The following is a 22,608-nucleotide window of genomic DNA, read 5'->3' on the forward strand; positions in this document are numbered from 1 at the left end:
CGGGTCCGAATCGGAACTCCTACGGTGGACGCCATGACGGATGAATCCACACGCGCGGCCCGACTGCTGGACGCCCAGGCCAAGGCGGCGTCGCTGTTCGCCGAGATCGAGACGAGGCAGCTGGTCGCGGCGGGCCAGGGCGAACGCGCGGTGAGCGACAGGATCCGTGACCTGGCGAACGAGATGTTCGGGACCACCCACTACTGGCACAAGCGGATCGTGCGGTCCGGGCCGAACACGCTCCAGCCCTACCGAGAGAACCCGCCGGACCGGGTCATCGGCGAGGACGACATCGTCTTCGCCGACTTCGGGCCGATCTTCGAGGAGTTCGAGGCCGACTTCGGGCGGACCTTCGTACTGGGCGAGGACGCCGTCAAGCACCGCCTGCGCGACGACCTGGCGACCGTCTTCGCGGCAGGACGCCGCGCCTTCGAAGCAGACCCGGACATCACCGGCAAACAGCTCTACGCCGAGGTCGAACGGCTGGCGGCCGAAGCGGGCTGGCAGCTGGGCGGCTGGCACGTCGGCCACTTGGTCGGCGCGTTCCCGCCCGAGTACAAGAACTGGGAGGACGTCGACTCCCACATCGTGCCCGCCAACGACAAGCCGCTGCGCCGCACGGACGAGGCAGGGCGGCTTCTGCACTGGATCCTGGAGATCCATCTCGTCGACCCGGAGCGGGAGTTCGGAGGCTTCTACGAGGAACTGCTCGACCTCTGAGGATTGGTGAAGGTACGTCAGCGAGCGGGTCCGGGTGCCGCTGCCCCGGGACTCCCGGAGCAGGCGGATGTCCCGCTGCCGCCGGGCCGTTGGACCGTCCGGGCCGTCCACTCCCGGGGCGGCGACCAGGCCTCGGTGGGCCTGGCCCCGCTTGTTCCCGTCCTGTTCCAGAGGCGGTTGGCGAGCATCCGGGTGCCGCGGAGACCGGCCGGGCCCGGCCGTCGCCTCAGTAGCCGAGACTCGTTGTGTACGCGCACTCGGTGTAGATGTAGCCGGGCGACAGCTTGGCGGTGTCCGAGGCGGGGGACTTTCCGGTGCCGCTCCGGGACTTGTGCACGAAGTAGGTGGTGCCGACGGGCAGCCGGATGGTCCGCTGGGGGTAGTGCTTGCCGCTGTCACTGCACGGCTTGAAGCCGATCCCCAGCGTGCTGCCGAGGGTGTATGTGCTGCAGCTCCCACAGGCCTTGAGGTTGAAGCTTCCGGTCACCGGTCCCGTGTACAGGACCGTGATGTCGTCGGGGCTGTCGTTCTTGACCGTGACGGCGATGCTGCCGCCCGATGCCGTGGTCGGCAGACGCTTGCCGGCCGCGGGCACCGTCTGCGCGACCTCCGCGGCGATGGCTATCTTCTGGGCGCGCGCCCGGCTCTTGTGGTGCGGGTTGTTCTTGGCGAAGTCGTTCATGGTGGTGACGGCGTCACTGAAGTTCCCGTCCTTGTACTGGTGCACACCGCAGGCGTACGCGCCCGAACGCGCGCTCTGCGAGGCCCGGTCGGCATCCTTGCCGAGGGCGTCGGCCAAGCCTGCCTGTTCCCCGGGCAGTCCGCGGACCTGGGTGTCGAGGCCGTTCAGTTGCTGGACGGCGGCACAGGGGTCGTCGCCGCTCACGGACTTGACCGCCTTGTCGACCGCGGTCCTCACGGCGGGTTCGACCTTCCCGGCCTGTGCGGACTTGGGGAATGTCGACAGGAGTTCGCCGAACTGCGAGGTCCAGTCAGCGCCTGTGCCGCCGAGCGACGCCGCCGCGCACTCGTAGAGCGACGTGGCCAGCCGGTCGTCGGGCCAGGTGGCCAGATCTCCGAGTTCCTTCCTGCCCACCGTGCGCGGGACCGTACGCAGGTACTTCAACGGGGCTACGGCGGAGCAGTAGTTCTTCTGTGCGTAGGGAGCCCCGACCGTGGCGTAGTAGGTCTTGAGCCGGTCGGGAACGCGCTGGGCCGCGCGTGAACCCGGGTGGTCCTCGCCGAGCGCGCTGTAGACGGCCAGGGCGCGGCGGTAGTCGGCCTCCGCCGTTTCGAACGTCTGCTTCCCCGACTGCTCGACCAGCTTGTCCGCACGGTCGAGCCGGTCCAGGAGCATCTGCTCCCTGGCTTCGTCGCGCGCCCCGTCGTACAGGACGACTCCTCCGGCGGGAACGGCCAGCAGCACGACGCCGAGCGCGGCCGCGATCAAGGCGCTCGGCAGCAAGGCCAACCGTGTCCGCAGGCCCACGGACGCGCCGTGTGCCGCGGCGAGCACCAGGAAGATCAGGTAGAGCACGACCGTCGCGCCGGGGACCCCGTCCGGGTCCGCGGGCAGGGCCACGAGCAGCAGGATCGCCGTCGCGACCCAGCAGACCGCCATCAGCCCCCAGCGGCGCACGACGGCGTAACCGAGCCCGAGCCCGCTGAGGTTGAGCAACGCCACTGCGAGGGCCCGCCATGGATGGGCGGGAGCGGGCGGCGGCGCGGTCGGCATCGGTGGAACGACGAAGTCGTCACGAGCACCTTGTTGATCCCAGGACATGACGGTTCCCCCCCCGTCAATCATGCCTGAAGTTCTATGACTTGTCAGCGTACGGTCAGTAGGCGCGCGGCGACAGAGCCCGCACCGAGGGTCTACGACCCACCTGTCCCGCTGGATGGCAGACGCCCCGCGCGTTTCGCGCCGGGTGGCACAAGCAGGGCGCGTTTCCCCGAACAGCCGACTCGGGCAAGCGACTTGCTCTTGCAAGTAATATACAAAAAGCTCTAGTGGTCCTTACTGATCGCCATGTGGCATGGAGTCCTGTCGCGCCCGTGCCCGCCACCGGCGGCCCTCGCTGGACGGCGCTCCGGGACCGCCCCTACCTGCTGCTCACCGTGCTGGACGGCGTCATGGCCATCCAGTTCAAGGTGCTCACCGTGGCCATCCCGCCCTGGCTGGCCGGTGCCGCCGCCACCCCTCGCCGGCTCATCTCGGCCACCATGATCACGGGCACCGCCATGGTCGTCGTGCTCCAGGTGCGGGTCAGTCGTGGCGTCGGTTCGCCCGTGGCCGGCGGACATGCCTATCGCCGGGCAGGGACGGCCTTTCTTGTCCCGTGCTCGGTGGTGCCGCTGTCCGCGGGGGTACCTGCGTGGGCCGCCGCGGTCCTTCTCATCACCGCGGTCGTGATCCATGCGGTCGGTGTGCTGTGGCACTCCGCCGCGGGCTTCGAGATGTCCTTCACGCTCGCCCCGCCGCATGCCACAGGCCAGTACCTCGGCGTGTTCGGCCTGGGCGCCGGACTGGCCGAGGCCATCGGGCCAGGTCTCCTCACCACGCTGTGTGTCACCTGGGGCCGCCCCGGCCGGTACGTCCTCGGAGCACTGTTCGCGCTCACGGGGATGGCGGCACCCTTCGCGGTCCGCTGGGCGGAAGACCATCCGTACGGGCGGCAACCACGCCTCACCACCCCGGAAACACCGAAGACGAACCGGCAGTACGGAACTGCGGCCGACATCACCGGGAGCACTCTGCATCAACAGTTGGAGCTGTCGGGACGGCGCCGCTCGCAGCCTGGCGGCGAGGCCTGAGTACTGCATGATCGCCTTCTTGATCCCGTTTGATGCCACCTTGGCGGGCGGTTTGTGACGGTGAGCCATGGACGGCCCGTTCGTCGACGCCGGTCGGCGACCCGGCATGTGCGGGGCGGCGGAGTCGTCATGGCACGCATGTGGCGGCAGTACCGGTCCACCTGACGACCCTTGCTCTCTGGTGAGAGGCGCTCTCGCCGTGTAACGTCGCTGGCAGATGTCGTGGTTCGCAGTACCTGCCCGCGCCGTGGTGCGGGCGTTTTGCTGTGCAGTGCCCGAGGACCAGGACGACTACCTCCGGGTCCGCGCGGTGCGGATCCGTCATCGAGTGAGAGGCACTGGCATGGCCAGCGGAACTGTCAAGTGGTTCAACGCCGAAAAGGGCTTCGGTTTCATCGCGCAGGACGGCGGCGGCCCCGACGTCTTCGCGCACTACTCCAACATCAACGCGAGTGGCTTCCGTGAGCTCCAGGAAGGCCAGGCGGTGACCTTCGACATCACCCAGGGTCAGAAGGGCCCCCAGGCGGAGAACATCACCCCCGCCTGACCTTTGCGTCACGCCGGCACGGTGCCTCAAGGAACACCCACGTTGAGGCACCGTGCATTGCGGCGGATCAGAGGGCTCCGCCGCTTCCCCTGGAGGGTGGCCGGGGCACGTAACGACGCAGCGGCAGCGTGCCACTCGCCCGCGAAACGGGTACGCACCTCCTTTCCGGCGCCACCGGTGCCGAGGCTCCGACGACCCGAGTGCGGCCGTCATGCTCGTCCACGCCCCCCCGCTCACGCAGGGCCATGGTGAGGTGTGCGAACTCCTGTGGTCTTCAGCCGTCAGCGACTCGCAGCCGCCCGCACTTCCCAGTCGTGGTGACGGCCGGCAGATGTCGCTCCCGGTGATGCCGAGTACCCCCACATCGATTCCTTGGCCTGCGGCCGTGTTGATGATGTGTGTGATTCCTGACGCCGCGCGGAAGCGGGCCCCGGGCTCGTCGGCTCAGCAGCCCTTCAGCAGTCCTTCAGCGGCGGTTCGGGTGCGACGCGTACGCCGTCGTGGGCCGAAGGCCGCAGGCGCCGCCGACCAGGCGGGCACCGATCACCCGTCCGGCCCGTGCGGCCTCCTGGATCGGGACGGCGACTGAGGCACCCTGGCCGAGTGGGCCCCGCGTTGCTTCCCGGTGTCCGGCCGCACCATCACCGGCTGACGGACTGCCGGGAACGCGACGGCGAGACGCCGTCCATCGGACCGGGATCCTGTCGCGGTGACAAGACCGCGGGGTTATGGACCCCGCAGGCCTCGGCATGCCGTCGGATCGGAGCGGAGGGGTGTTACTCACTTTCGGGTGACGGCCGGGGGCGGTGCGACGATGTGCTGGATGCCCGTAAATGGCCTAGATCCTGTAGGAGTACGGGAGTTGGCGATGACAGGGCATCACTCTTCGGCTTTCAGTACTTAAAGGACTGATACAGGTATCTGTAACCGACATGTTCGCAATTGGTAACAGGGGTCGGGTGTTGCCCGTCCCGGGCGGGGATGTGGAGCAACTTATGAGTCCTCGGCCACCGGGCCGGGACTCGCACAGGGTCGCACCGTGCAGTTCCCCGCAGTGGGGTGCTCGTACGGGGTGTGCCGGCTCTCGAACCTTGAGGAGCATTCATGTCCGTTTCCACGTCTGTCACGGCCCGCCGTATGGTGGCCGCGGCCCTCGCCGCCGGCGCGATGATCGGCTCGACCGCCGTCTCCGCCTCCGCCGCGGAGCCGCGCTTCGAGCGCACTCACGTCGCCATCAGCAGGGTCCAGGCCGACGCGCCGGGCTTCAATGACCGCTCCAGCCGTTCCCTGAACGCGGAGTGGGTGGAAATCACCAACACCGCTCGCCGTGGCGTGAACCTGAACGGTTGGACGCTGTCGGACAAGGACGGCAACCGCTACACCTTCCGGCACTACACCCTGGCCGGCCGTTCCACCGTCCGGATCCACACGGGCTACGGCCGCGACACCAGCCGTGACCTCTACCAGGACCGCCGCAACGAGGTGTGGGACAACCGCTCCGACGCCGCCACGCTGAAGAACGACCGCGGCCGCTTCGTCGACAGCGTCTCCTGGGGCCGGCACCACGACCGTGACCACGGCCGTGACGACCACCGCGGGCACGGCGACCACCGCGGGCACGGCGACAACCACGGCCACGGCGACAACCACGGCCACGGCGACAACCACGGCGGCGGTCACCACGGCCGCTGAACGGCCCTTGGGGGGCACACCCGTTCCGGGGCCGGACAATGAGGTGACCGGCTGAAGGCCGGGTGCTGCCGGACCCCGTGATCGCTAGGTCTGCTGGACGGTCTCGCCGAGGAGGACCCGCACCGGACGGTGCGGGTCTTCTGCGTCCGGCGCACGCGGCCGTTCCGTCCGACGACCCGCTCGGCCGGGGCGATCGCCGAAGGCTCCGCAGAGCGTTCGGGAGCGCGAGCGGCCCCGGAAGGACAAGGGGTACAAGACCCGGCTGGTCTACGGAGACGACGCCCCGAACCGGCAGGTCTCACAACGGTCAAGTCGATCATCGCGGGTCAGCAGACACAGACCGTCTACAAGGACCTGCGTCAACTCGCCCAGATGGCAGTGGACATGGCCGACGACGTACTCAACGGCAGGAAGCCGAACGTCAACGACACCAGCACCTGTGACAACAGGTCCAAGGTCGTGCCCGCCTACCTGCTGCAGCCGACGGGCGTCGACAAGACCAACTACGAGAACGTGCTGGTGGAGGGCGGCCATTACACGGACGCCGAGCTCAAGCAGCCGCCGCTCGACCCGTGCGCCACCCCCTCCCCATGGGCGTGCACAGCGCGTGGCTCTCCGGTCGTCGTCGGCAGGGTGCGTCCCCTCATGTCGGGAACCACCATCGGGACCCGCGGTCCGGCCTGACGCAGGAGACACGCCTGTCCGACGGACCGACGGGTCTCGACGCCGTGCGGGCGACGATCCGGGCGCCCGCCGGGAAGCCGGTCAAGCAGCTTCCGGGAGCGGCCGACGGGGGAGGGGAAGGCGCCCTCGCGCGGTCGGGCGAGCTCAGGGCGGCCCCGTCCCGATCCCGATGCCGCTGAGCAGCAGGGTCACATCCACCGCTGCCACGACGATCGCCGTCGCGAACGCCAGCCGTTCCCAGCGGCGTCCCAGTACCGTCCCCGTCACCGCCACCAGCAAGACCACGGTCAGGGCTACCATTTCGCGCCTGCCGGGCGGGCCCGCGGGCCCCAGCGCCAGCAGCGCGGACGCGATCACCAGAGGCACCGGGAGCAGCAGCCGCGCGCGATCGGGCCCCAGTCGCTGCGGCCACCCTCGTACACCCGTCGCCAGATCCCCACGGATGTCCGGCAGGACATCGCCCAGATGCGCTCCGATCCCCAGGAGCGCCCCGGCGCCGACGACCCACCAGGCCGGCCACGGATGGCCCGGCAGCCCGAGCGCGACGAACGCCGGGAGCGCGGCGAACGCCAGCGCGTAAGGTGCCCAGGACCAACGGGTGGCCTTGAGCAGCACGTTGTACACCCAACCCGCCCCGACCGCGGCCAGGTGAACTGCGCCGGCCCAAAGACCGCAGAACAGGGAGAGCGGCACACACAGGGCCAGCGCGGCGTACGCGGCAGTCCAGACCTGTGTCACCGTGATCGCGCCGTCCACCACCGGCTTGCCATGGCGGCCCGCGGCCGTGTCCCGCCGCGCGTCGAACGCGTCGTTGCACCAGCCGACCGACAACTGCCCCGTCATGACGGCGGCGCCGACCAGGACACACCCCCCGGTCCCACGGCCGGCGATCACGGCCAGCGCCGCCGCCAGCGAGGTGACGGCCACGACGGGCCCCAGGTGGCACGCTCTGCCCAGACCGCCCACCGGGCCGGTCCCATTTCCCGCGGTGTCACCGGTCGTCGAGTGCTCGGGAGTACCCACCCGGCGATCCTAGGAGGCTCCGTCCGCCGGCTCGGGCGCGCCACGGGACGAACCGCCGGACGGGCGATCCCTGGTGGCGAAGTGCCGGTGCGGGGAAGGCCTGCAGAGCAGCCCAACCCAGTCGGTTTTCGGACGGGAGCCCTATGACGCGGATCGCCGCCGTGCACGGTGCCCTCGCGCCGCACCATCACGTCCAGTCCGAGATCACGGACATGGTGGCCCGCACGTGTCTGCCCGAGGGCGCCGACCGCCGTGTCCTGGACCGGCTGCACCGCGGTGCGAAGGTCCGTACCCGCCACATGACGCTGCCACTCGGACAGTACGAGGTCCTGGACGGCTTCGGCGCCGCGAACGACGTCTTCATCACCGCCGCTACGGACATGGGGGCCAAGGCCGTCCGGGAAGCTCTGCGCCTGGCCGGTCTGTCCGCCACCGACGTGGACCTGCTGGTGTTCACCTCCGTCACGGGCATCGCGGCGCCCTCCATCGACGCCCGGCTCGCGGGCCGCCTGGGACTGCGGCCGGACGTCAGGAGGCTGCCGATGTTCGGCCTGGGCTGCGCCGGGGGTGCCGCGGGCCTGTCGCGGATGCACGACTATCTGCTGGGCCGGCCCGACCAGGTGGCGGTGCTGCTGTCGGTCGAGCTGTGCTCGCTCACGTTCCAGCGCGGTGACGCCTCCCTGGCCAACATGGTCGCCACCGGTCTGTTCGGCGACGGCGCCGCGGCGGTGGTCGCCTGTGGTTCGCGTCGTACGGGCGAAGCCGTCGGCCCCACGATCGTGGACACGCGCAGCCGGCTGTACCCCGAGAGCAGCGGCATCATGGGTTGGGAGATCAAGAGTTCGGGCTTCCAGGTCGTCCTGGACCCGGAGATCCCCGACGTGGTGCGCCGTCATCTCGCCGATGACGTCGAGGGGTTCCTGGGCGACCACGGTCTGAAGCCGAAGGACGTGAGCGCCTGGGTGTGCCACCCCGGAGGACCCAGGGTCCTGGAGGCCGTCGGTGAAGCCCTCGACCTGCCCGACGGGGCCCTCGATGTGACCTGGCGTCATCTGGCCGAAGTGGGCAACCTCTCCTCGTCGTCCGTGCTTCATGTGCTGCGCGACACGCTGGCCACGCGCCGCCCGCCCACCGGGACGCCGGGTGTGCTTCTGGCGATGGGGCCCGGCTTCGCCTGCGAGATGGTGCTGCTGCGCTGGTAGGCCGCCCGGCCGCCCGGCCGCACGACACGGAACGGTGGGACACGGACACATGATCTGGTACGGACTGCTGGTGGCCGCCGTCGCCGCCGAACGGGTCGGCGAACTCGTCGTCGCCCGCCGCAACGAACGGTGGAGCCATGCCCGCGGCGCGATCGAGGCGGGCCGGGGCCACTACCCGGCGATGGTCGCCCTGCACACCGCCCTGCTGCTCGGCTGCCCGGTCGAGGCAGGGCTGGCCGACCGGCCCTTCCTCCCGGTTCTCGCCTGGCCGATGGTGGCCGTGCTGGCGGGCGCCCAGGCGTTGCGCTGGTGGTGCATCGCCACGCTGGGATCCCGCTGGAACACCCGGGTGATCGTCGTGCCCGGCCTGCCCCTGGTGGCCCGTGGCCCGTACCGGGTACTGCGGCACCCGAACTACGTGGCGGTCGTCGCGGAGGGCGTGGCGCTGCCGCTGGTGCACACCGCCTGGGTCACCGCTGCCCTCTTCACCCTGGCCAACGCGGCCGTTCTGACCGTGCGCATCCGGTGCGAGAACCGCCTACTGGCCGACATGACCGCCTCGCTGACCTCTGCTCCGGCGTGATCGACGTCCTGGTGGCCGGTGGTGGACCGGCCGGTCTGGCCGCCGCCATCCACAGCGCGCTGGCCGGCCTGGAGGCCGTGGTCGTCGAACCACGGACCGCGCCCGTGGACAAGGCCTGCGGAGAAGGCGTCATGCCCAGCGGCGTCGCCGCACTGCGGGCGCTGGGCGCCGAGGTCACCGGCAGGGAACTGCGCGGTATCCGCTACGTGGACGGCGCCGCCCGCGCCGAAGCGCTCTTCCGCGGCCACAGAGGGCTCGGAATCCGCCGAACGGCGTTGCACAGTGCCCTGCACCAACGCGCTCTCCGCCTCGGCGTGCGGATCGTGCCCGGCAAGGTGGGGGAGGTGCGCCAGAGCACGGACGGCGTCACCGCCGCGGGATTCACGGCACGCTGGCTGATCGCCGCAGACGGTCTGCACTCCGGCGTCCGCCGCGGCCTGGGGCTGGAACTGCCCGGCGGCGCACACCGGCGCTACGGACTGCGCCGGCACTACCGTGTCGAGCCCTGGACGGACTTCGTGGAGGTTCACTGGTCAGGGCACGGCGAGGCCTATGTGACACCGGTCGCCGACGACCTGGTGGGGGTCGCGGTCCTCAGCCGGGTGCGTCGCGGCTACGACGAGCACCTGGGCGAGTTCCCGGCTCTCACCGCGTCGCTGCGCGGGACCGCCGCGACGGAGGTGCGGGGTGCCGGGCCGCTGCTGCAACGGGTGCGGCGCCGGGTCGCCGGACGCGTCCTGCTCGTCGGTGACGCTGCGGGCTACGTGGATGCCCTCACGGGAGAGGGCATCGCGCTCGGGCTCGCGACGGCCGGAGCCGCGGTCCGCTGCCTCGTGGCGGGGCGCGTGGAGGAGTACGAGCGCGCGTGGGCGTTGCTGACACGCCGTCACCGACTGCTGACCGGAGCTCTGCTGACCGCGAGCCGCCGCCCCGGCACCGCCCGCCTGATCGTCCCCCTGGCGTCCCGGATGCCCCCGGTGTTCACCGCGGCCGTCCACGCGCTGCAGTAGCACGTACGGCAGAGCGATCTCGCGTCCTGTTCAGGTGAACCGGGTTCGGCTTCCTGTCCTCGCGTGTGTCACCGCACTGTGCAGGTGTGCAGGTTCGTCATGCTTGCGATCCGGAGGTTCCGGAAGCCGGTCGATACGGGGGACGGCGGACGCGGACGAACCGGGTGGTGCGGGAGCCGGGGCGCCAGGCACCCAGGGCCGAGGAAGGACAGAGCGCGGTGAAGTCGATTCTGCAGGAGTTCCTGTCGCTCGACGGCGTGGCGCAGGGCGCGGCCCAGGTGTACGAGCCGACAGGACCGCCTCGGTACGGGACCTGTGAGGCCGGCGCGCCCTCCTGGGAAGGGGCTCTCCGGTTCTTTCGTCCGGTCTCGTTCCGACTCGGTCTCTCGGGCGTTCGGCACCGGTGGGGGACGTCGCTCATGAACCAGCGGGTGGCGTGAGATGTCCGCGGCGGCCACAGCGGCCAGGCGGCCGTCACCACCGCGGACCCGTGCGGTTGCGGGACGCGTGCGGGCGTCGTGGAATCAGCGGTTGCGGATGGCGCTGGTGGTGAAGAATCCGGTTGCCGCGGCGGCGACGAGAGCACAGACAGACAACAACATGGTTCGACGCATGGGACGTCCTCTCCGAATGATCGTGGGCAGGTACGTTGCACAACGCCGGTCATGCCTTCGGGGGCTCGCCGCTGTCCCATACGCCACCCGCATGGACGCGCATGCCTGGCGCCGGGCGCGGACGGAGGGGTGCGGAAGAGGCACTCCCCGCGAGTGGTAACGGCTGTTACCATGCCGATATGGCGAGGACACAGGTAGGCGCACGGATCGACGAAGACGTCCTGGAGCTTGCGAAGGCCAGGGCCAAGGACCGCGGGCAGAGTGTCGGGGAATATTTGTCCCAGCTGGTCCTGGAGGACGCCGACGGCTTGCGCGCCCGAGGCCTGGACGCCGCCCGACGCTTTCTTGACGAGCACCAGGACGTCTTCGACGAGGTCGAGGCCGAAGACGTACGGCAGACCGCCAAGCGGGCGCACGCGGCGTAATGGATCTGCACATCGACGTCCCCTGGATCCTGCAGGTCGCCGAGATCGCCGGGGCGGGCGATCCGGCCCCCGACGACTACGGGGTGCCGGTGGCCGCGGTCGCCTGCCACCAGGCGCAGCTCCTCGAACAGCCGGTCTACGACGGCGCCTACGCGCGCGCCGCCGCCTTGGTGCACGTCCTCGGCCGGTGCCGGTGGCTGGAGCGCTCCAACATGGCCGTCGCGGCGGCGACGGGCGTGATGTATCTGGAGGCCTCAGGAATCCCCGTGAAACCGACCCGGGACGACGCCGTGGCACTGCGTGATCTGCTCCGCGACCCCGGCTGCACCGCCGCGAAGATCGCCGTGCTGCTGCGCTCCTGGCCCGCGGTCACCTGATCCGCGGTGACGGTTCGACCCAGGCCCGCCCGGCGGCCGGGTCGGCCGCGTTCTGGGCGGGTCGGCCCTTCGACGCGACGGCTGGTCGGGTCTTGGACGGGCCGGGTCGGCTCAACGGACGCGCGCCACTCCCGCGTAGATACCACTGTCCTCCGGCTTGGGCCTGCGGGCAGACCTGAACCACTCCGTCGCCGTCACCAGGCCGGGCTCGACGAGATCGAGGCCGTCGAAGAAGCTCTGCACCCCGGTCCGGGTACGGAAGCCGAGTTGGATGCCGCCCTTGGCGTACTCGGCGGTGACCTGCGCGGAGAGCTCCGGAAACAGGTCGGAGGAGGCGTGCGACAACACCAGGTAACTGCCCGGGGGCAGCGTGGTGACCAGGTTGCGGACGATGTCGTGGGCGTCCTGCTCGTCGGGGATGAAATGCATCAGCGCGATCAACGACAGTGCGATCGGGCGGGTGAAGTCCAGGATGTGCCGGGCGTGTTGGACGATCTCCTCGGGCCGCCGCACATCGGCCTGGATGTAGTCCGTGACCCCCTCGGGCCGACTGACCAACAGCGCTTCGGCGTGACGCAGCACGATCGGGTCGTTGTCCGTGTAGACGACCTTCGCCGTCGGCGTGATGTCCTGGACGATCTGGTGGAGGTTGGGCTTGGTCGGAATCCCGGTGCCGATGTCCAGGAACTGGTCGATGCCCTGCTCGGCGAGCCAGGCGGACGCCCGGTGCATGAACTCGCGATTCTGCCGGGCCGCGTCCCTCGCCTCGGGCGGCAGCTTCTCTCCCACCGCCTCGTCGACCGGGTAGTTGTCCTTGCCGCCCAGCAGCCAGTCATAGACCCGCGCGGGATGCGCCTTGCTGGTGTCGAGCGTTGGAAACGACTGTCGGTCGATCGTCATGGAAACTCCCATCGCACCACGAAAACGCGGCAGGCCGAGTGTTCGATCATCCTACTCGGCGGCTCCATGTGGTAGGTGCGGTAAGGGAGTTGGACTACACCTGGCCCGACCGGCCGAGCACCACGACATGCCCAGCACCACGACATGCCCGAGCACCAGCACGGTCGACCGCCCACGGCTCAGCTCCGTCAGCTGCTCCGCCGGGCCTGTGGTTGCCGGGGCGGCCAGCGCGGGGCCGCGGAGCGGCCGGCCTGCCCGGTACCTGGATACGGGCAGGCCGAGCATGCTTCGGTTGCGGGGCTCCGCGAGCGCACGCAGGCTGGAGGAGAGGCCCGTGGCAGGGGATGGTCGTCGTGAGCGGATCCGCAGGCCGGAGGCCCGGACTGTTCTCGCGCCGGGACCACGCGGTCATCGCCGCCGCCTCGATCTCGATGCTGCTGGTGCAGATGGACTGGTTCGCCCTGAACCTGATGCTGCCCGTGATAGGCCGCGACTTCGGGACACCGACCACGAACCTGCAGTGGCTGGTGAGCGGCTACATGCTGGCACTCGGTGCGCTGATGATCGTCGGCGGGCGGGCAGCCGACCTGTACGGCCGCAGACGGGTCATCGTCTCGGGTCTGACGGGCTTCGCCGTGATGTCGGTGGTGTGCAGCGCCGCGCGGAGCTCGGCGTGACTGACCGCGGGACGGGTGGTCCAGGGGATGACCGCCGCGCTGATCCTGCCCATCGCGGTGGCGGTCGTGACCTCGCACTTCCGCGACGATCGTCAGGGCCGGGCCGTCGGGACGGTTCTCGCCTTCAGCGAGATCGGTACGGCGCTGGGGCCGTTCGTCGGCGGGGCGTTCGCCGAGCTCGTCAGCCGGCGTGCGGTGTTTCTGCTGAACGTGCCGTTCTGCGCGCTGGCGGCCCTGCTGATGCTCCGGTACGTGAGGGAGTCGCGGGACGAGGGGGCCGCGCGGGGGATGGACCTGCCAAGTGCGGTCACCCTGGCCTGCGGTCTGACAGCGCTCATGCTCGCCGTCGACCAGGGGTCGGCCTGGGGCTGGGGCTCGGCGGCCACCGTGGCCTGCTTCGCCGCGGGCGCGGTCATGCTGTGTCTGTTCGTGGCGGTCGAGCGGCGCACGGCGGAACCGTTGATCGACCTGTCCCTGCTGGGCAACAGGCCGTTCGTGACCGTGACGGCCGCCGGCACGGTGTCGAACGTCGTGTACTGCCTCATCGCGGTGCTGTCGGCGCTGTATCTGCAGCAGGCACGCGGACTGTCGCCGTTGGACTCGGGACTGGTCTTCCTGGCCCTGTCGGCGGGAGTCGGCGCGGCGAGCTACTGGTCGGGGCACCTGGCGCGCCGGTGGCGGGCGGAGGTCCTGATGGCGGTGGGGCTGCTGCTCAGCGGGGCGGCGCTGTTCGCGCTGACCTGGGCGGATCCGCTGCCGCTGTGCACCGCGGTGTTCGCGGTGATCGGCGTGGGCATCGGGCTCGGCTGGGCACTCACCAACGCGGCGACCCAGTCGTACGTGTCCGCCGGGAGGCTGGCGGCGGCGTCCGGGCTGGTGCTCACCTCGCTGGTGCTGTGGGGCGCGGTGGCCGTGACGGTGGCCGCGACCGTACTGGAGACGATCAGTGGGTCCGCCAGTGGTGCGGCGTCCGACGGTTCGGCGATCGAGGGGGTACTGCGGGTGGTTGCCCTGCTCTCCGTGGCCGGTGCCGGGCTGCTGGTCCCGCTCATCCGCTCCAACAGCGGGACGCCGAAGGCGGATCCTGCGGCGGAGGAGGAGGCCGACGCGGTTCCTGGAACTCGCTCATAGGCCTTCGGTCCCAGGCCTTCGTCAGGTCTGTCCTGGCCATGGCCGGCCGAACGCCTCGGCCGGAGTTTCCGGAGTCCGAGGCCCGATTTCCGGTCGGCGGGGGCAGGGGAAAAAAAGGGTTGGGCGGGACGATGCTCGGGCTGGTAGCTTGCGCGTGCCGTGACGTCGACCGAGGAGGTGAGACCCATGAACGCTGTATGCATGTGGGTGCTCCCCCTGTCCGTCACGGTTCGGCCCTTGCCATAGGTGTCGCCGGGAGCGCCTCGACAACAAGGCACTCCGAAAGGCAAGACCTATGCATTCTCTGCAGTTCACCGCCGAGTCGTCGTCGAACGGCATGATCGAGCGCGACTTCATCGTGGGCGAGATCCCCGGCGTCCTGTGGTCTCCGGCCTCCGGCATCGATCGGGCGCCCCTGGTACTCATGGGGCACGGTGGCGGTACGCACAAGAAGGCACCGGCCATGGCAGGCAGGGCACAGCGCCTCGTGTCCGGCTGTGGCTTCCACGTCGCCGTCATCGACGCGCCCGGTCACGGAGACCGGCCGCGCACGGCGCACGACGAGCAGGAGATCGCCGCGCTGTACCGGGCGAGGTCGGCGGGCGAGCCGGAGGGCCCGATCGTCATCCGCTACAACGAGCACCTGGCGGAGCTCGCCGTGCCGGAGTGGCGGGCGACCCTGGACGCCCTCCAGACACTTCCGGAGATCGGCTCGGAAGGGCTGGTCGGCTACTTCGGCATCAACATGGGGACCGCGATCGGAGTGCCGCTCGTGGCGATCGAACCCAGGATCACGGCAGCCGTCTTCGGTCAGCACTGGCCCGATGCCCTGGCCGAGAAGGCGAAGCAGATCACCGTCCCGGTCGAGTTCGACATGCAGTGGGACGACGAGCACATTCCGCGCGAGGCCGGTCTCGCACTGTTCGACGCCTTCGCCTCGAAGGAGAAGACGTTGCACGCCAACGCCGGCAGGCACAAGGAACTGCCCCGGTTCGAAGCCGACAGCGCGGTGCGGTTCTTCGCCCGGCACTTCGGCCGGGTCGGCGTCCCCTCATCGACGTGACGTGACGTGACGTGACGTGACCTGAACTGAGGGGTATAGGCGTCCGGCCGGGTGCCGAATACCCCTCAGTGCGGCCCGACAGAGTGTCATGCCGGGACGGTTTTCGGCCTCTTGCCCGTCTGCGCGGCCAGGTCGACCTCGTACAACGGCGGCGGCCCGGGCCTCGCGGATCGGCTGATCCGTGCCGTGCGGGACCTCTCGTGTCGGGTTTTGAACCGTGCTTTACACATGGACTGCAACCGCGGGCGGGCGCCGGGAGTCCAACAATGCAGTGAGGCAGGCACGATTGTGAGCCGGGGTAGATGTGAAGCGACGTAGCGGTATATCGATGGCACTCGTCATGGTTGCGGTGCTGGCGGGCACCAGCGCCTGTGGCGGGGGGGCACCGAAGGCGAGTTCCGACGACGGAAAGGGCGGGTCGACAAAACCGACGGCCAGCGCGAAGCCGTCTCCATCGAAGCCCGCGGGGCCACCGATGCTGCTGGAGACGATCACGCCGCAGACCGGTGCCACGGTCGGTGTCGCGATGCCCATCTCGGTGATATTCACCAATCCGGTGGGCGCGAAGGCCCGCGCCGACGTCGAGAAGCACATGAAGGTGACCAGCTCCCAGCCGATGACCGGTGCGTGGCACTGGTTCGGGGACCGGCGCGCCGACTGGCGGCCCAAGTCGTACTGGGCCGCCGGTACGAAGGTGAAGGTCACCGCCGATCTGAAGGGTGTGGCCAACGGCAACGGCCGCTACGGCACGCGTTCCTACGTGCACGACTTCACCGTCGGTGACGATGTCCGTGCGGATGTGTCCGTCACCGGACACACCATGAAGGTGACGAAGAACGGCGCGCCCGTGCGCACCCTGTCGATCAACGCGGGGAGCGCCGAGTACCCCACGTGGAACGGCGTCATGGCGGTGATCGACAAGCAGGAGAAGGTCCACATGACCTCGTGCAGCGTCGGCATCAGCTGCACCAAGGGCGCCGCCAACTACTACGACCTGACCCTTCCCTGGGATGTTCACCTCACCCAGTCCGGCACCTACGTCCATTACTCGACGGGTGACCCGAACCCCGGCAGTGGCAGTGCCCGGGGCTCGCACGGCTGTGTCCACCTGTCGATGTCCGACGCCAAGTGGTTCTACGGCCAGGTCAAGCAGGGCGACCCGGTGTCCGTCACGGGCTCCCCGCGGGCGAAGGCCTCGGCCGACAACGGCTACGCCGCCTTCAACCTGAGCTGGGACCAGTGGCTGGCGGGCAGCGCGAGCGGAGAAGCCACCGCGGGGTGACGTGCGCGTCCGCGACGGGTCCGTCGCGGACGTGTCGATGCACCGGGTCCGGGGCGGTCAGAAGAGCATGGCCAGATCGCCCGGCCGCACCCGGGCCGTGACGGGGAGGGTGGCCTCGACCTCCCCGTCGGCGCCGTAGGGCACGGGCCGGTCGGCCTCGATGCGGATCTCCCGGCCCCGCAGGATCACCACTTCGGGGCGCTCGGTGTGCGCGCCGGTCTTCAGCTCGTTCATCAGGGTGAAGAACAGACGGCGCGGGGCCTCCCGGATCATGACGACGTCCAGCAGGCCGTCGTCCGTCCGGGCGTCCGGAGCGATGATGCGTCCGGAGCCGTAGTAGGCGGAGTTGGCGGCCACGACGGTGTAGCCGCGGTGGAGGTGTTCGTCTCCGTCGACGGTGACGCGGTACGACGCCGGACGCCAGCCGGTGACCGCGCGCAGACCGCCGGCGTAGTACGAGGCGGCTCCGCGCAGCAGGCGTGCGTGGTTGGCGTGCTGGTTGGCGAGCGCGTCGACGCCCGCGTACACGCTGCCCAGGACCACGGTGCGGGGGTGCACCGCCGATTCCACCTCGATGGTGTCGACGCGTCGCGGCTCGTGACAGAGCAGGACGCGGGCCAGGTCCGGTGCGGCGGTGGGCAGTCGGAGCGCACGGGCGAAGTCGTTCCCGCGGCCCGCCGGTACCAGGCCGAGCACGGTGTCCGTCCCGCTGAGGGCACCGCCGATGCCGCCGGCGATCCCGTCACCGCCGACGGCGAGGACGATCCGGCCCTGTTCCCCGGCGTGGAGTGCGAGCTCCTGCGCGTGGGCCAGGCTGCGGCTGTACTCGGTCTCCAGTCCGGCTCCGGCCTCCCGGAGCAGGCGGGCGACCGGTAGCAGCGCCGCCGCCCCGGTGGAGCCGCCCGCAGTGGGGTTGACGACGGCGGTGAACTGTCGCATCGGTGTGCCTCCGGGCGGGGTCGGGTGGGACGGAGAGGTGCGGGGGCGGAGCCTGAGCACGGCAACGGATTCGGCGCCGAAGCCGAAGCCGAAGCCGGATCCTGAGCAAGGCAACGGCGCTGGAGCCGGCGCCGGAGCCACATGACGCACCGGCGGCCCTGGGCCGCCGGGAGGCGCGCAGTGCGGGACTCAGTCGATGGGCAGCAGGATCCCGGGATTGAGAAGACCGTCGGGGTCCAGCCGCCGCTTGACGGCCCGCAGGGCCTCGATGCCCAGCGGCCCCGCCTCCCGGAGATACCAGTCGCGGTGATCCGTTCCCACTCCGTGGTGGTGGCTGATGGTTCCGCCCGCGCCCAGGACGGCCTCGTTGGCGGCCTGCTTGGCGGGTGCCCAGTGGGCCACGGCGTCCTCGCCCTGGGCGGAGACCACGGTGAAGTAGAGCGAGGCACCGTTCTCGTAGACGTGCGAGATGTGGCACATGACCAGGGGCGGGGTTCCCGCGGCGGAGAGCGTCCCGGTCAGTGCGGCGCGCACTGCGGCGTAGAGCTCGGGTACGCGTGACCAGAAGGTCGCGGTCTCCAGGGTCTCCGCGAAGGCCCCGGCGTCGAGCAGGGCGTCGCGCAGATAGGGCGCCGAGTAGCGGCCGTGCGCCCAGCGTTCGCCGGGCTCGGCCCCCAGGTAGGTGCCTCCGGCCGCGCGCAGGACCGCGGCGGCTTGCTCGCGACGGTATGCCGTGTCCTCCTCGGTTCCCTCGTATCCGGCGATCGCCGTGCATCCGGCGTCCGTCGGTGCCTCGGCCGAACCGATGGCGTCGGGCTGGGCGAGGCCGACGAAGGTCTCGGTCTCGTCGGACAGCCGCAGCACCGTGGGGCGCGGTCCGTCCTGGGCGAGCCGGCGCAGAGCGGTGGTGCCCTCTTCGAAGGAGGCGAACCGCCACCCCTCGTAGATTCGGGTCTGCGGCAGCGGCCTGATCCGTACGGTGACGGAGGTGATGACGCCGAAGGCGCCCTCGGAGCCGAGGATCAGCTGCCGCAGGTCGGGGCCGGCCGCCGAGCGGGGCGCGCGGCCCACGTCCAGGGTGCCTTTCGGGGTCGCGAGGGTGAGACCGAGGACCATCTCGTCGAAGCGGCCGTATCCGGCGGAGGCCTGTCCGCTGGAACGGGCAGCGGCGAATCCGCCGATGGTGGCCCACTCGTAGGACTGCGGGAAGTGCCCGAGGGTGAACCCGTACTCGGCGAGGAGCGCCTCCGCGTCGGGGGCGCGCAGGCCCGGCTGGAGGGTGGCTGTGCGGGAGACGGGGTCGATGTCGAGCATGCCGTTCATACGGCGCAGGTCGAGGGCGACGAAGGTGCTCCGCTCGGGGGCGAGGCCGCCGACCACGGAGGTGCCGCCGCCGAACGGGACCACGGCGAGACCGTGTTCGGCGCAGGCGCGCAGCACGGCGAGCACCTCGTCGTGCGTCGCGGGCAGGACGACGGCCGCGGGGGCGTCCCCGGCATCGCCCGCGCGGATCTTCAGCAGATCGGGTGTGGACTTTCCGCGGGTGTGCCTGATCCGGCTCTCCGTGTCGGTGCGCACATGGGCCGCACCGCCGACGGCGTCCGCCAGCGCGCGCAGGGCGGTGGCCGGCGGGGGTTCGGGGACGGAGATCTCCTCAAGATCGTGCGTGTCGGTGTCCCGCGGCTTGACGCCGAGCAGATCCCGCAGCAGTCCGGTCACCGAGTCGGGCAGCGGTGCCGCCTTGGCCGGGTCGCCCCAGCCACTCCACAGCATGTCCATGAACGTAGTCCTCATCGGTCGGTTCGCGACGCGCCGTCTCCCGCACGGCCGCACAGGGCGTTACACTGTGACACATGACGCCTATTCGTCACAACCATTCGGACAGTGATCCCGTCCTCGACGCCGTACGCGACTGCGTCCTGGCGGTCGGAGTCCGGCGCACCACCCTGACGGACGTGGCCCGGCGTGCCGGCGTCTCGCGCATGACGCTCTACCGGCGCTGGCCCGATGTGCGGTCGCTGGTCGGTGATCTGATGACCCGTGAATGGGTCGACGCGGCGACCGGCGCCATGCCGGAGCGGCGGCCGGGCCAGGAGACGCGCTCCCTGATCGTCGACGGGCTGGTGGCCGGAGTCGAGGCGTTCCGGGCCCACCCCCTCTTCCGCAAGATCATCGATGTCGACCCCGAACTGCTGCTGCCCTACGTACTGGACCGCCGCGGAGCCAGCCAGGAAGCTCTTCTGGGCTTCCTCGCCGACTCCCTGGCGGAGGGCCACGCCGACGGGTCGGTGCGGCTCGCCCCCACGAGACGGCAGGCACGTGCCGTGCTGCTGGTGGTCCAGTCCTTCACCCTGTCGCTGCGGACCATGACCGACGAGGACGACCCCGAACTGACCAGCACCGCCTTCCTCGACGAGCTGCGCACCCTTCTGGAGAGGACCCTCACGCCATGAGCCCCACCAGCAGTCCGTCCGGCCCGGCTGTCCCGGCCCCCGGATCGTCGCTCTCCGCCGCCCGCCGCCGCCGTGAACTGACCGAGGCCATGGACGGCGACGTGGTGGACGTCCTGGTCGTCGGACTCGGTGCCACCGGCGCCGGCGTCGCCCTCGACGCCGCCGCGCGCGGTCTCAGCGTCGTCGCCGTCGACGCCCACGACCTCGCCTTCGGCACATCGCGCTGGAGTTCCAAGCTCATCCACGGCGGGCTGCGCTACCTGGCCTCCGGGCAGCTCGACGTCGCCCACGAGAGCGCGGTCGAACGCGGTGTCCTCATGGAGCGCACCGCCCCTCACCTGGTGCGCGCCCAGCCCTTCGTGCTGCCCCTGACGCCGTTGGTGTCGCGCGGCCAGGCCGCCCTGACCTGGGCCGGCTTCCGCGCCGGGGACACCCTGCGGCTGGCGGCCCGTACCTCCCGCGCCACCCTGCCCGCGCCGCGCCGCCTCTCCGCGGTGGAGGCCCGCCACCTGGCACCGTCCGTCCGCCCCGGCGGCCTGCGCGGCGGCCTGCTGTCCTGGGACGGCAAGGTGACCGACGACGCCCGCCTCGTCACCGCGCTCGCCCGCAGCGCCGCCGCCCACGGCGCGAAGATCCTCACCAGGGTCAGGGCCCTGGAGATCGGCGGGACCGGCGCCCGCGTCCGTGACGAACTCACCGGAGAACAGGGCGAGATCAGGGCCCGCGCGGTCATCAACGCGTCCGGGGTGTGGGCGGGCGACCTGGTCGACGGCATCCGTATCCGACCCTCGCGCGGAACCCATCTGGTGCTGCGCGCCGACCTGTTCGGGCCGCTGCCCGCGGGCCTGCACATCCCGATCCCGGGCGAGAGCAACAGGTTCGTCCTCGTCCTGCCGCAGGACGACGGCCGGGTGTACGTCGGCCTGACCGACGAACCCGTCGACGGTGACATCCCCGACGTGCCGCAGGTGCCCGAGTCGGACGTCGGCTTCCTGCTGGACGTCCTGGGCTCCGCCCTGGACACGCCGGTGAGGCGCTCCGATGTCGTCGGCGCCTTCGCCGGGCTGCGCCCGCTTCTGGACGCCGCGCCGTCACGATCGGGAGAGGCCGCCCGCACGTCCGACATCTCGCGCCGGCACGCCGTCCTCACCTCCGGCGAAGGAGTGATCACCGTGGTCGGCGGCAAGCTCACGACGTATCGGCGCATGGCGCAGGACGCCGTCGACGCGGCGGTCGAGGCCCGGGGCCTGCGTGCCGGTCCCTCGACGACCGCCACCCTGCCGCTGGTCGGAGCCGTGGCCCCGCACCGGCTCGGTTCGCTGGCCGCCCCCGGCCAACTGATCCGCCGCTACGGCGCCGAGGCCCCCGCCGTGCACGCTCTCGGCGCCCGCGACCCCGAGCTGAACGAGCCCGTGGTGCCCGGACACCCGGTCACGCGGGCCGCGCTGCTGTGGGCCGTGCTGCACGAGGGCGCCCTCGACGAGGCCGACCTCCTGGACCGGCGTACCCGCATCGGCCTGGTGCCGCAGGACCGGGCCGCGGCCGTGCCCGCCGCCCGGGAAGCCCTCGCCGCGGCCGCCGCCCGGCCTGCCTGACACGTCGTCACGGGCGGTTCCGCGCGGACGTCCCGGAGCCGGCGGGCAGGACGCGCGGCGGCGGCCGTCACCGCCACCTGACGGCGCGCCGGGGAGGACCGGGCGGCCGGAACTCCCCGCCGCCGCACACACAAGGCACGCTAAGGGCTGTCCCGTAATCCCCGGTGGATCAGCGCGCGGCGTCAGATGCGGTGCATCGCAAGGCGGAGGGTCGTCCTCATACTGGGCGTATTCGGGCGATCCGACAACGCGGCGAGGTGCCGTAGCTGTCGTCGTGCGCCCGCCGGGGATTACGGGACAGCCCTTAGTCCGCTGTCACTCCCCAGTAGCCCATGTGCGTCGGCTCACCGTCCGTGTACAGCACAGTGCACCTGCCCTGAGCCCGACCCGGGAACTCCAATTGCTCGGAGTCCAGGGCACCGTCCCACTCGACGAAGGTCGGGCGTCCGTCGGGGGCGAAGGCCCGTATCTCCTCGTCGGTCAGGGGGCGCATGTACGGGCCGTCGTTGGAGTGGTCGGTGGCGTCGATGATTTCGGGCTGGTCCAGCACCGTGCCCGTGCCACCGGTGAAGATGTACTCGTGCCACTCCGGGTCCTGCCACAGTTCTTCCACCGTCCGGCCGGGGAAGCCGTAGTCGTCCTCGGCCAGTTGCTCCTCCTGAGCCCGGCGGAACGCGGCCGCCAGGTCCCGCTCGTACGGGCCAGTGTGTGTCCAGCAATCGCCGCCCATGCTTTTCTCCTCAACTCAATTGATCAGCCGGCGAGCAGCCTAGGAGACGGCACCGACAGAGGGCCGGACACCTCCTGGCTCGGCCCGCCGACCTGTGTCGAAGATCGGGCCGAACGCATCTGGACGGGGCAGCCCGCCGACGGCGGG

At 70.8% G+C, this 22,608-nt stretch carries 19 protein-coding genes and 2 pseudogenes; 15 read left to right on the top strand and 6 right to left on the bottom strand.

From position 1 onward, the window contains the following. Positions 1–33 precede the first annotated feature (33 nt). Positions 34–720: a M24 family metallopeptidase gene (locus N4G66_RS32175; RefSeq protein WP_261707792.1), complete on the top strand. Its 687-nt coding sequence runs from the start codon at positions 34–36 to the stop codon at positions 718–720. A 226-nt stretch (positions 721–946) separates the two neighbouring features. Here the strand turns inward: N4G66_RS32175 and N4G66_RS32180 are convergent, their stop codons facing one another. Further along, positions 947–2,503 (bottom strand): hypothetical protein, encoded by a 1,557-nt coding sequence (locus tag N4G66_RS32180; protein WP_261707793.1) that lies wholly within the window; start codon positions 2,501–2,503, stop codon positions 947–949. A gap of 272 nt (positions 2,504–2,775) precedes the next feature. Here N4G66_RS32180 and N4G66_RS32185 point away from each other — a divergent pair, with 272 nt between their 5' ends. The 4 genes and pseudogenes from N4G66_RS32185 to N4G66_RS32200 all read left to right on the top strand — a co-directional run. Further along, entirely contained in the window at positions 2,776–3,534 is a 759-nt protein-coding gene (locus N4G66_RS32185) for a hypothetical protein (protein WP_261707794.1), read from the top strand. Between the two features lie 343 nt (positions 3,535–3,877). Next, a complete protein-coding gene (locus tag N4G66_RS32190; RefSeq protein ID WP_037751662.1) occupies positions 3,878–4,081 on the top strand; it encodes a cold-shock protein in 204 nt (67 codons plus the stop codon). Positions 4,082–5,185: 1,104 nt separating this feature from the next. Next, positions 5,186–5,773 carry a lamin tail domain-containing protein gene (locus N4G66_RS32195; RefSeq protein ID WP_261707795.1) on the top strand — a complete coding sequence of 196 codons (588 nt, stop codon included), beginning with the start codon at positions 5,186–5,188 and terminating at the stop codon, positions 5,771–5,773. Positions 5,774–6,070: 297 nt separating this feature from the next. Then, positions 6,071–6,328, top strand: a pseudogene (locus N4G66_RS32200) (sugar ABC transporter substrate-binding protein); the annotation flags it as partial. A gap of 273 nt (positions 6,329–6,601) precedes the next feature. On the opposite strand, the gene N4G66_RS32205 reads toward N4G66_RS32200, so the two are convergent. After that, positions 6,602–7,480, bottom strand: a complete 879-nt coding sequence (locus tag N4G66_RS32205) for a UbiA family prenyltransferase (RefSeq protein WP_261707796.1) — start codon at positions 7,478–7,480, stop codon at positions 6,602–6,604. 143 nt (positions 7,481–7,623) lie between these two features. Between N4G66_RS32205 and N4G66_RS32210 the strand changes: the two genes are divergently transcribed. The 5 genes from N4G66_RS32210 to N4G66_RS32230 all read left to right on the top strand — a co-directional run bounded on the left by N4G66_RS32210 (position 7,624) and on the right by N4G66_RS32230 (position 11,691). Further along, a complete protein-coding gene (locus N4G66_RS32210; RefSeq protein WP_261707797.1) occupies positions 7,624–8,682 on the top strand; it encodes a type III polyketide synthase in 1,059 nt (352 codons plus the stop codon). Positions 8,683–8,731: 49 nt separating this feature from the next. Further along, positions 8,732–9,265: an isoprenylcysteine carboxyl methyltransferase family protein gene (locus N4G66_RS32215; protein ID WP_261707798.1), complete on the top strand. Its 534-nt coding sequence runs from the start codon at positions 8,732–8,734 to the stop codon at positions 9,263–9,265. After that, positions 9,262–10,275 carry an NAD(P)/FAD-dependent oxidoreductase gene (locus N4G66_RS32220; protein WP_261707799.1) on the top strand — a complete coding sequence of 338 codons (1,014 nt, stop codon included), beginning with the start codon at positions 9,262–9,264 and terminating at the stop codon, positions 10,273–10,275. Before N4G66_RS32215 ends, N4G66_RS32220 begins: the two co-directional genes overlap by 4 nt. A gap of 793 nt (positions 10,276–11,068) precedes the next feature. Further along, positions 11,069–11,314, top strand: a complete 246-nt coding sequence (locus N4G66_RS32225) for a hypothetical protein (protein ID WP_261707800.1) — start codon at positions 11,069–11,071, stop codon at positions 11,312–11,314. Further along, positions 11,314–11,691, top strand: coding sequence for a fic family toxin-antitoxin system, toxin component (locus N4G66_RS32230; RefSeq protein WP_261707801.1), 378 nt, complete (start codon positions 11,314–11,316; stop codon positions 11,689–11,691). The genes N4G66_RS32225 and N4G66_RS32230 overlap by 1 nt, the downstream gene beginning before the upstream one ends. 111 nt (positions 11,692–11,802) lie before the next feature. Here N4G66_RS32230 and N4G66_RS32235 read toward each other — a convergent pair whose 3' ends face one another. Next, positions 11,803–12,591 (bottom strand): SAM-dependent methyltransferase, encoded by a 789-nt coding sequence (locus N4G66_RS32235; RefSeq protein ID WP_261707802.1) that lies wholly within the window; start codon positions 12,589–12,591, stop codon positions 11,803–11,805. 431 nt (positions 12,592–13,022) lie between these two features. Here N4G66_RS32235 and N4G66_RS32240 point away from each other — a divergent pair. The 3 genes and pseudogenes from N4G66_RS32240 (at position 13,023) to N4G66_RS32250 (ending at position 16,744) form a co-directional block, all read left to right on the top strand. Then, positions 13,023–14,399, top strand: a pseudogene (locus N4G66_RS32240) (MFS transporter). A gap of 295 nt (positions 14,400–14,694) precedes the next feature. Further along, positions 14,695–15,462, top strand: a complete 768-nt coding sequence (locus N4G66_RS32245) for an alpha/beta hydrolase (RefSeq protein ID WP_261707803.1) — start codon at positions 14,695–14,697, stop codon at positions 15,460–15,462. A 328-nt stretch (positions 15,463–15,790) separates the two neighbouring features. After that, complete coding sequence (locus tag N4G66_RS32250; protein ID WP_261707804.1) at positions 15,791–16,744, top strand: L,D-transpeptidase; 954 nt, start codon at positions 15,791–15,793, stop codon at positions 16,742–16,744. A 57-nt stretch (positions 16,745–16,801) separates the two neighbouring features. Here the strand turns inward: N4G66_RS32250 and N4G66_RS32255 are convergent, their stop codons facing one another. Together N4G66_RS32255 and N4G66_RS32260 are read right to left on the bottom strand one after the other, a co-directional pair. Next, on the bottom strand, positions 16,802–17,683 hold the full coding sequence (locus tag N4G66_RS32255; protein ID WP_261707805.1) for a diacylglycerol kinase family protein: 882 nt from the start codon (positions 17,681–17,683) through the stop codon (positions 16,802–16,804). 189 nt (positions 17,684–17,872) lie between these two features. Further along, entirely contained in the window at positions 17,873–19,462 is a 1,590-nt protein-coding gene (locus tag N4G66_RS32260; RefSeq protein WP_261707806.1) for an FAD-binding oxidoreductase, read from the bottom strand. 74 nt (positions 19,463–19,536) lie between these two features. Here N4G66_RS32260 and N4G66_RS32265 point away from each other — a divergent pair, with 74 nt between their 5' ends. Beyond that, positions 19,537–20,136, top strand: a complete 600-nt coding sequence (locus N4G66_RS32265) for a TetR/AcrR family transcriptional regulator (RefSeq protein ID WP_261707807.1) — start codon at positions 19,537–19,539, stop codon at positions 20,134–20,136. Further along, positions 20,133–21,731, top strand: a complete 1,599-nt coding sequence (locus N4G66_RS32270; protein ID WP_261707808.1) for a glycerol-3-phosphate dehydrogenase/oxidase — start codon at positions 20,133–20,135, stop codon at positions 21,729–21,731. Before N4G66_RS32265 ends, N4G66_RS32270 begins: the two co-directional genes overlap by 4 nt. A gap of 304 nt (positions 21,732–22,035) precedes the next feature. On the opposite strand, the gene N4G66_RS32275 is transcribed toward N4G66_RS32270, so the two are convergent. Further along, complete coding sequence (locus N4G66_RS32275; RefSeq protein ID WP_261707809.1) at positions 22,036–22,461, bottom strand: hypothetical protein; 426 nt, start codon at positions 22,459–22,461, stop codon at positions 22,036–22,038. Between the last annotated feature and the right edge of the window lie 147 nt (positions 22,462–22,608).

Origin of the sequence: Streptomyces rhizosphaerihabitans, from assembly GCF_025399795.1 — a bacterium.
Classification (GTDB): Bacteria; Actinomycetota; Actinomycetes; order Streptomycetales; family Streptomycetaceae; genus Streptomyces; species Streptomyces rhizosphaerihabitans.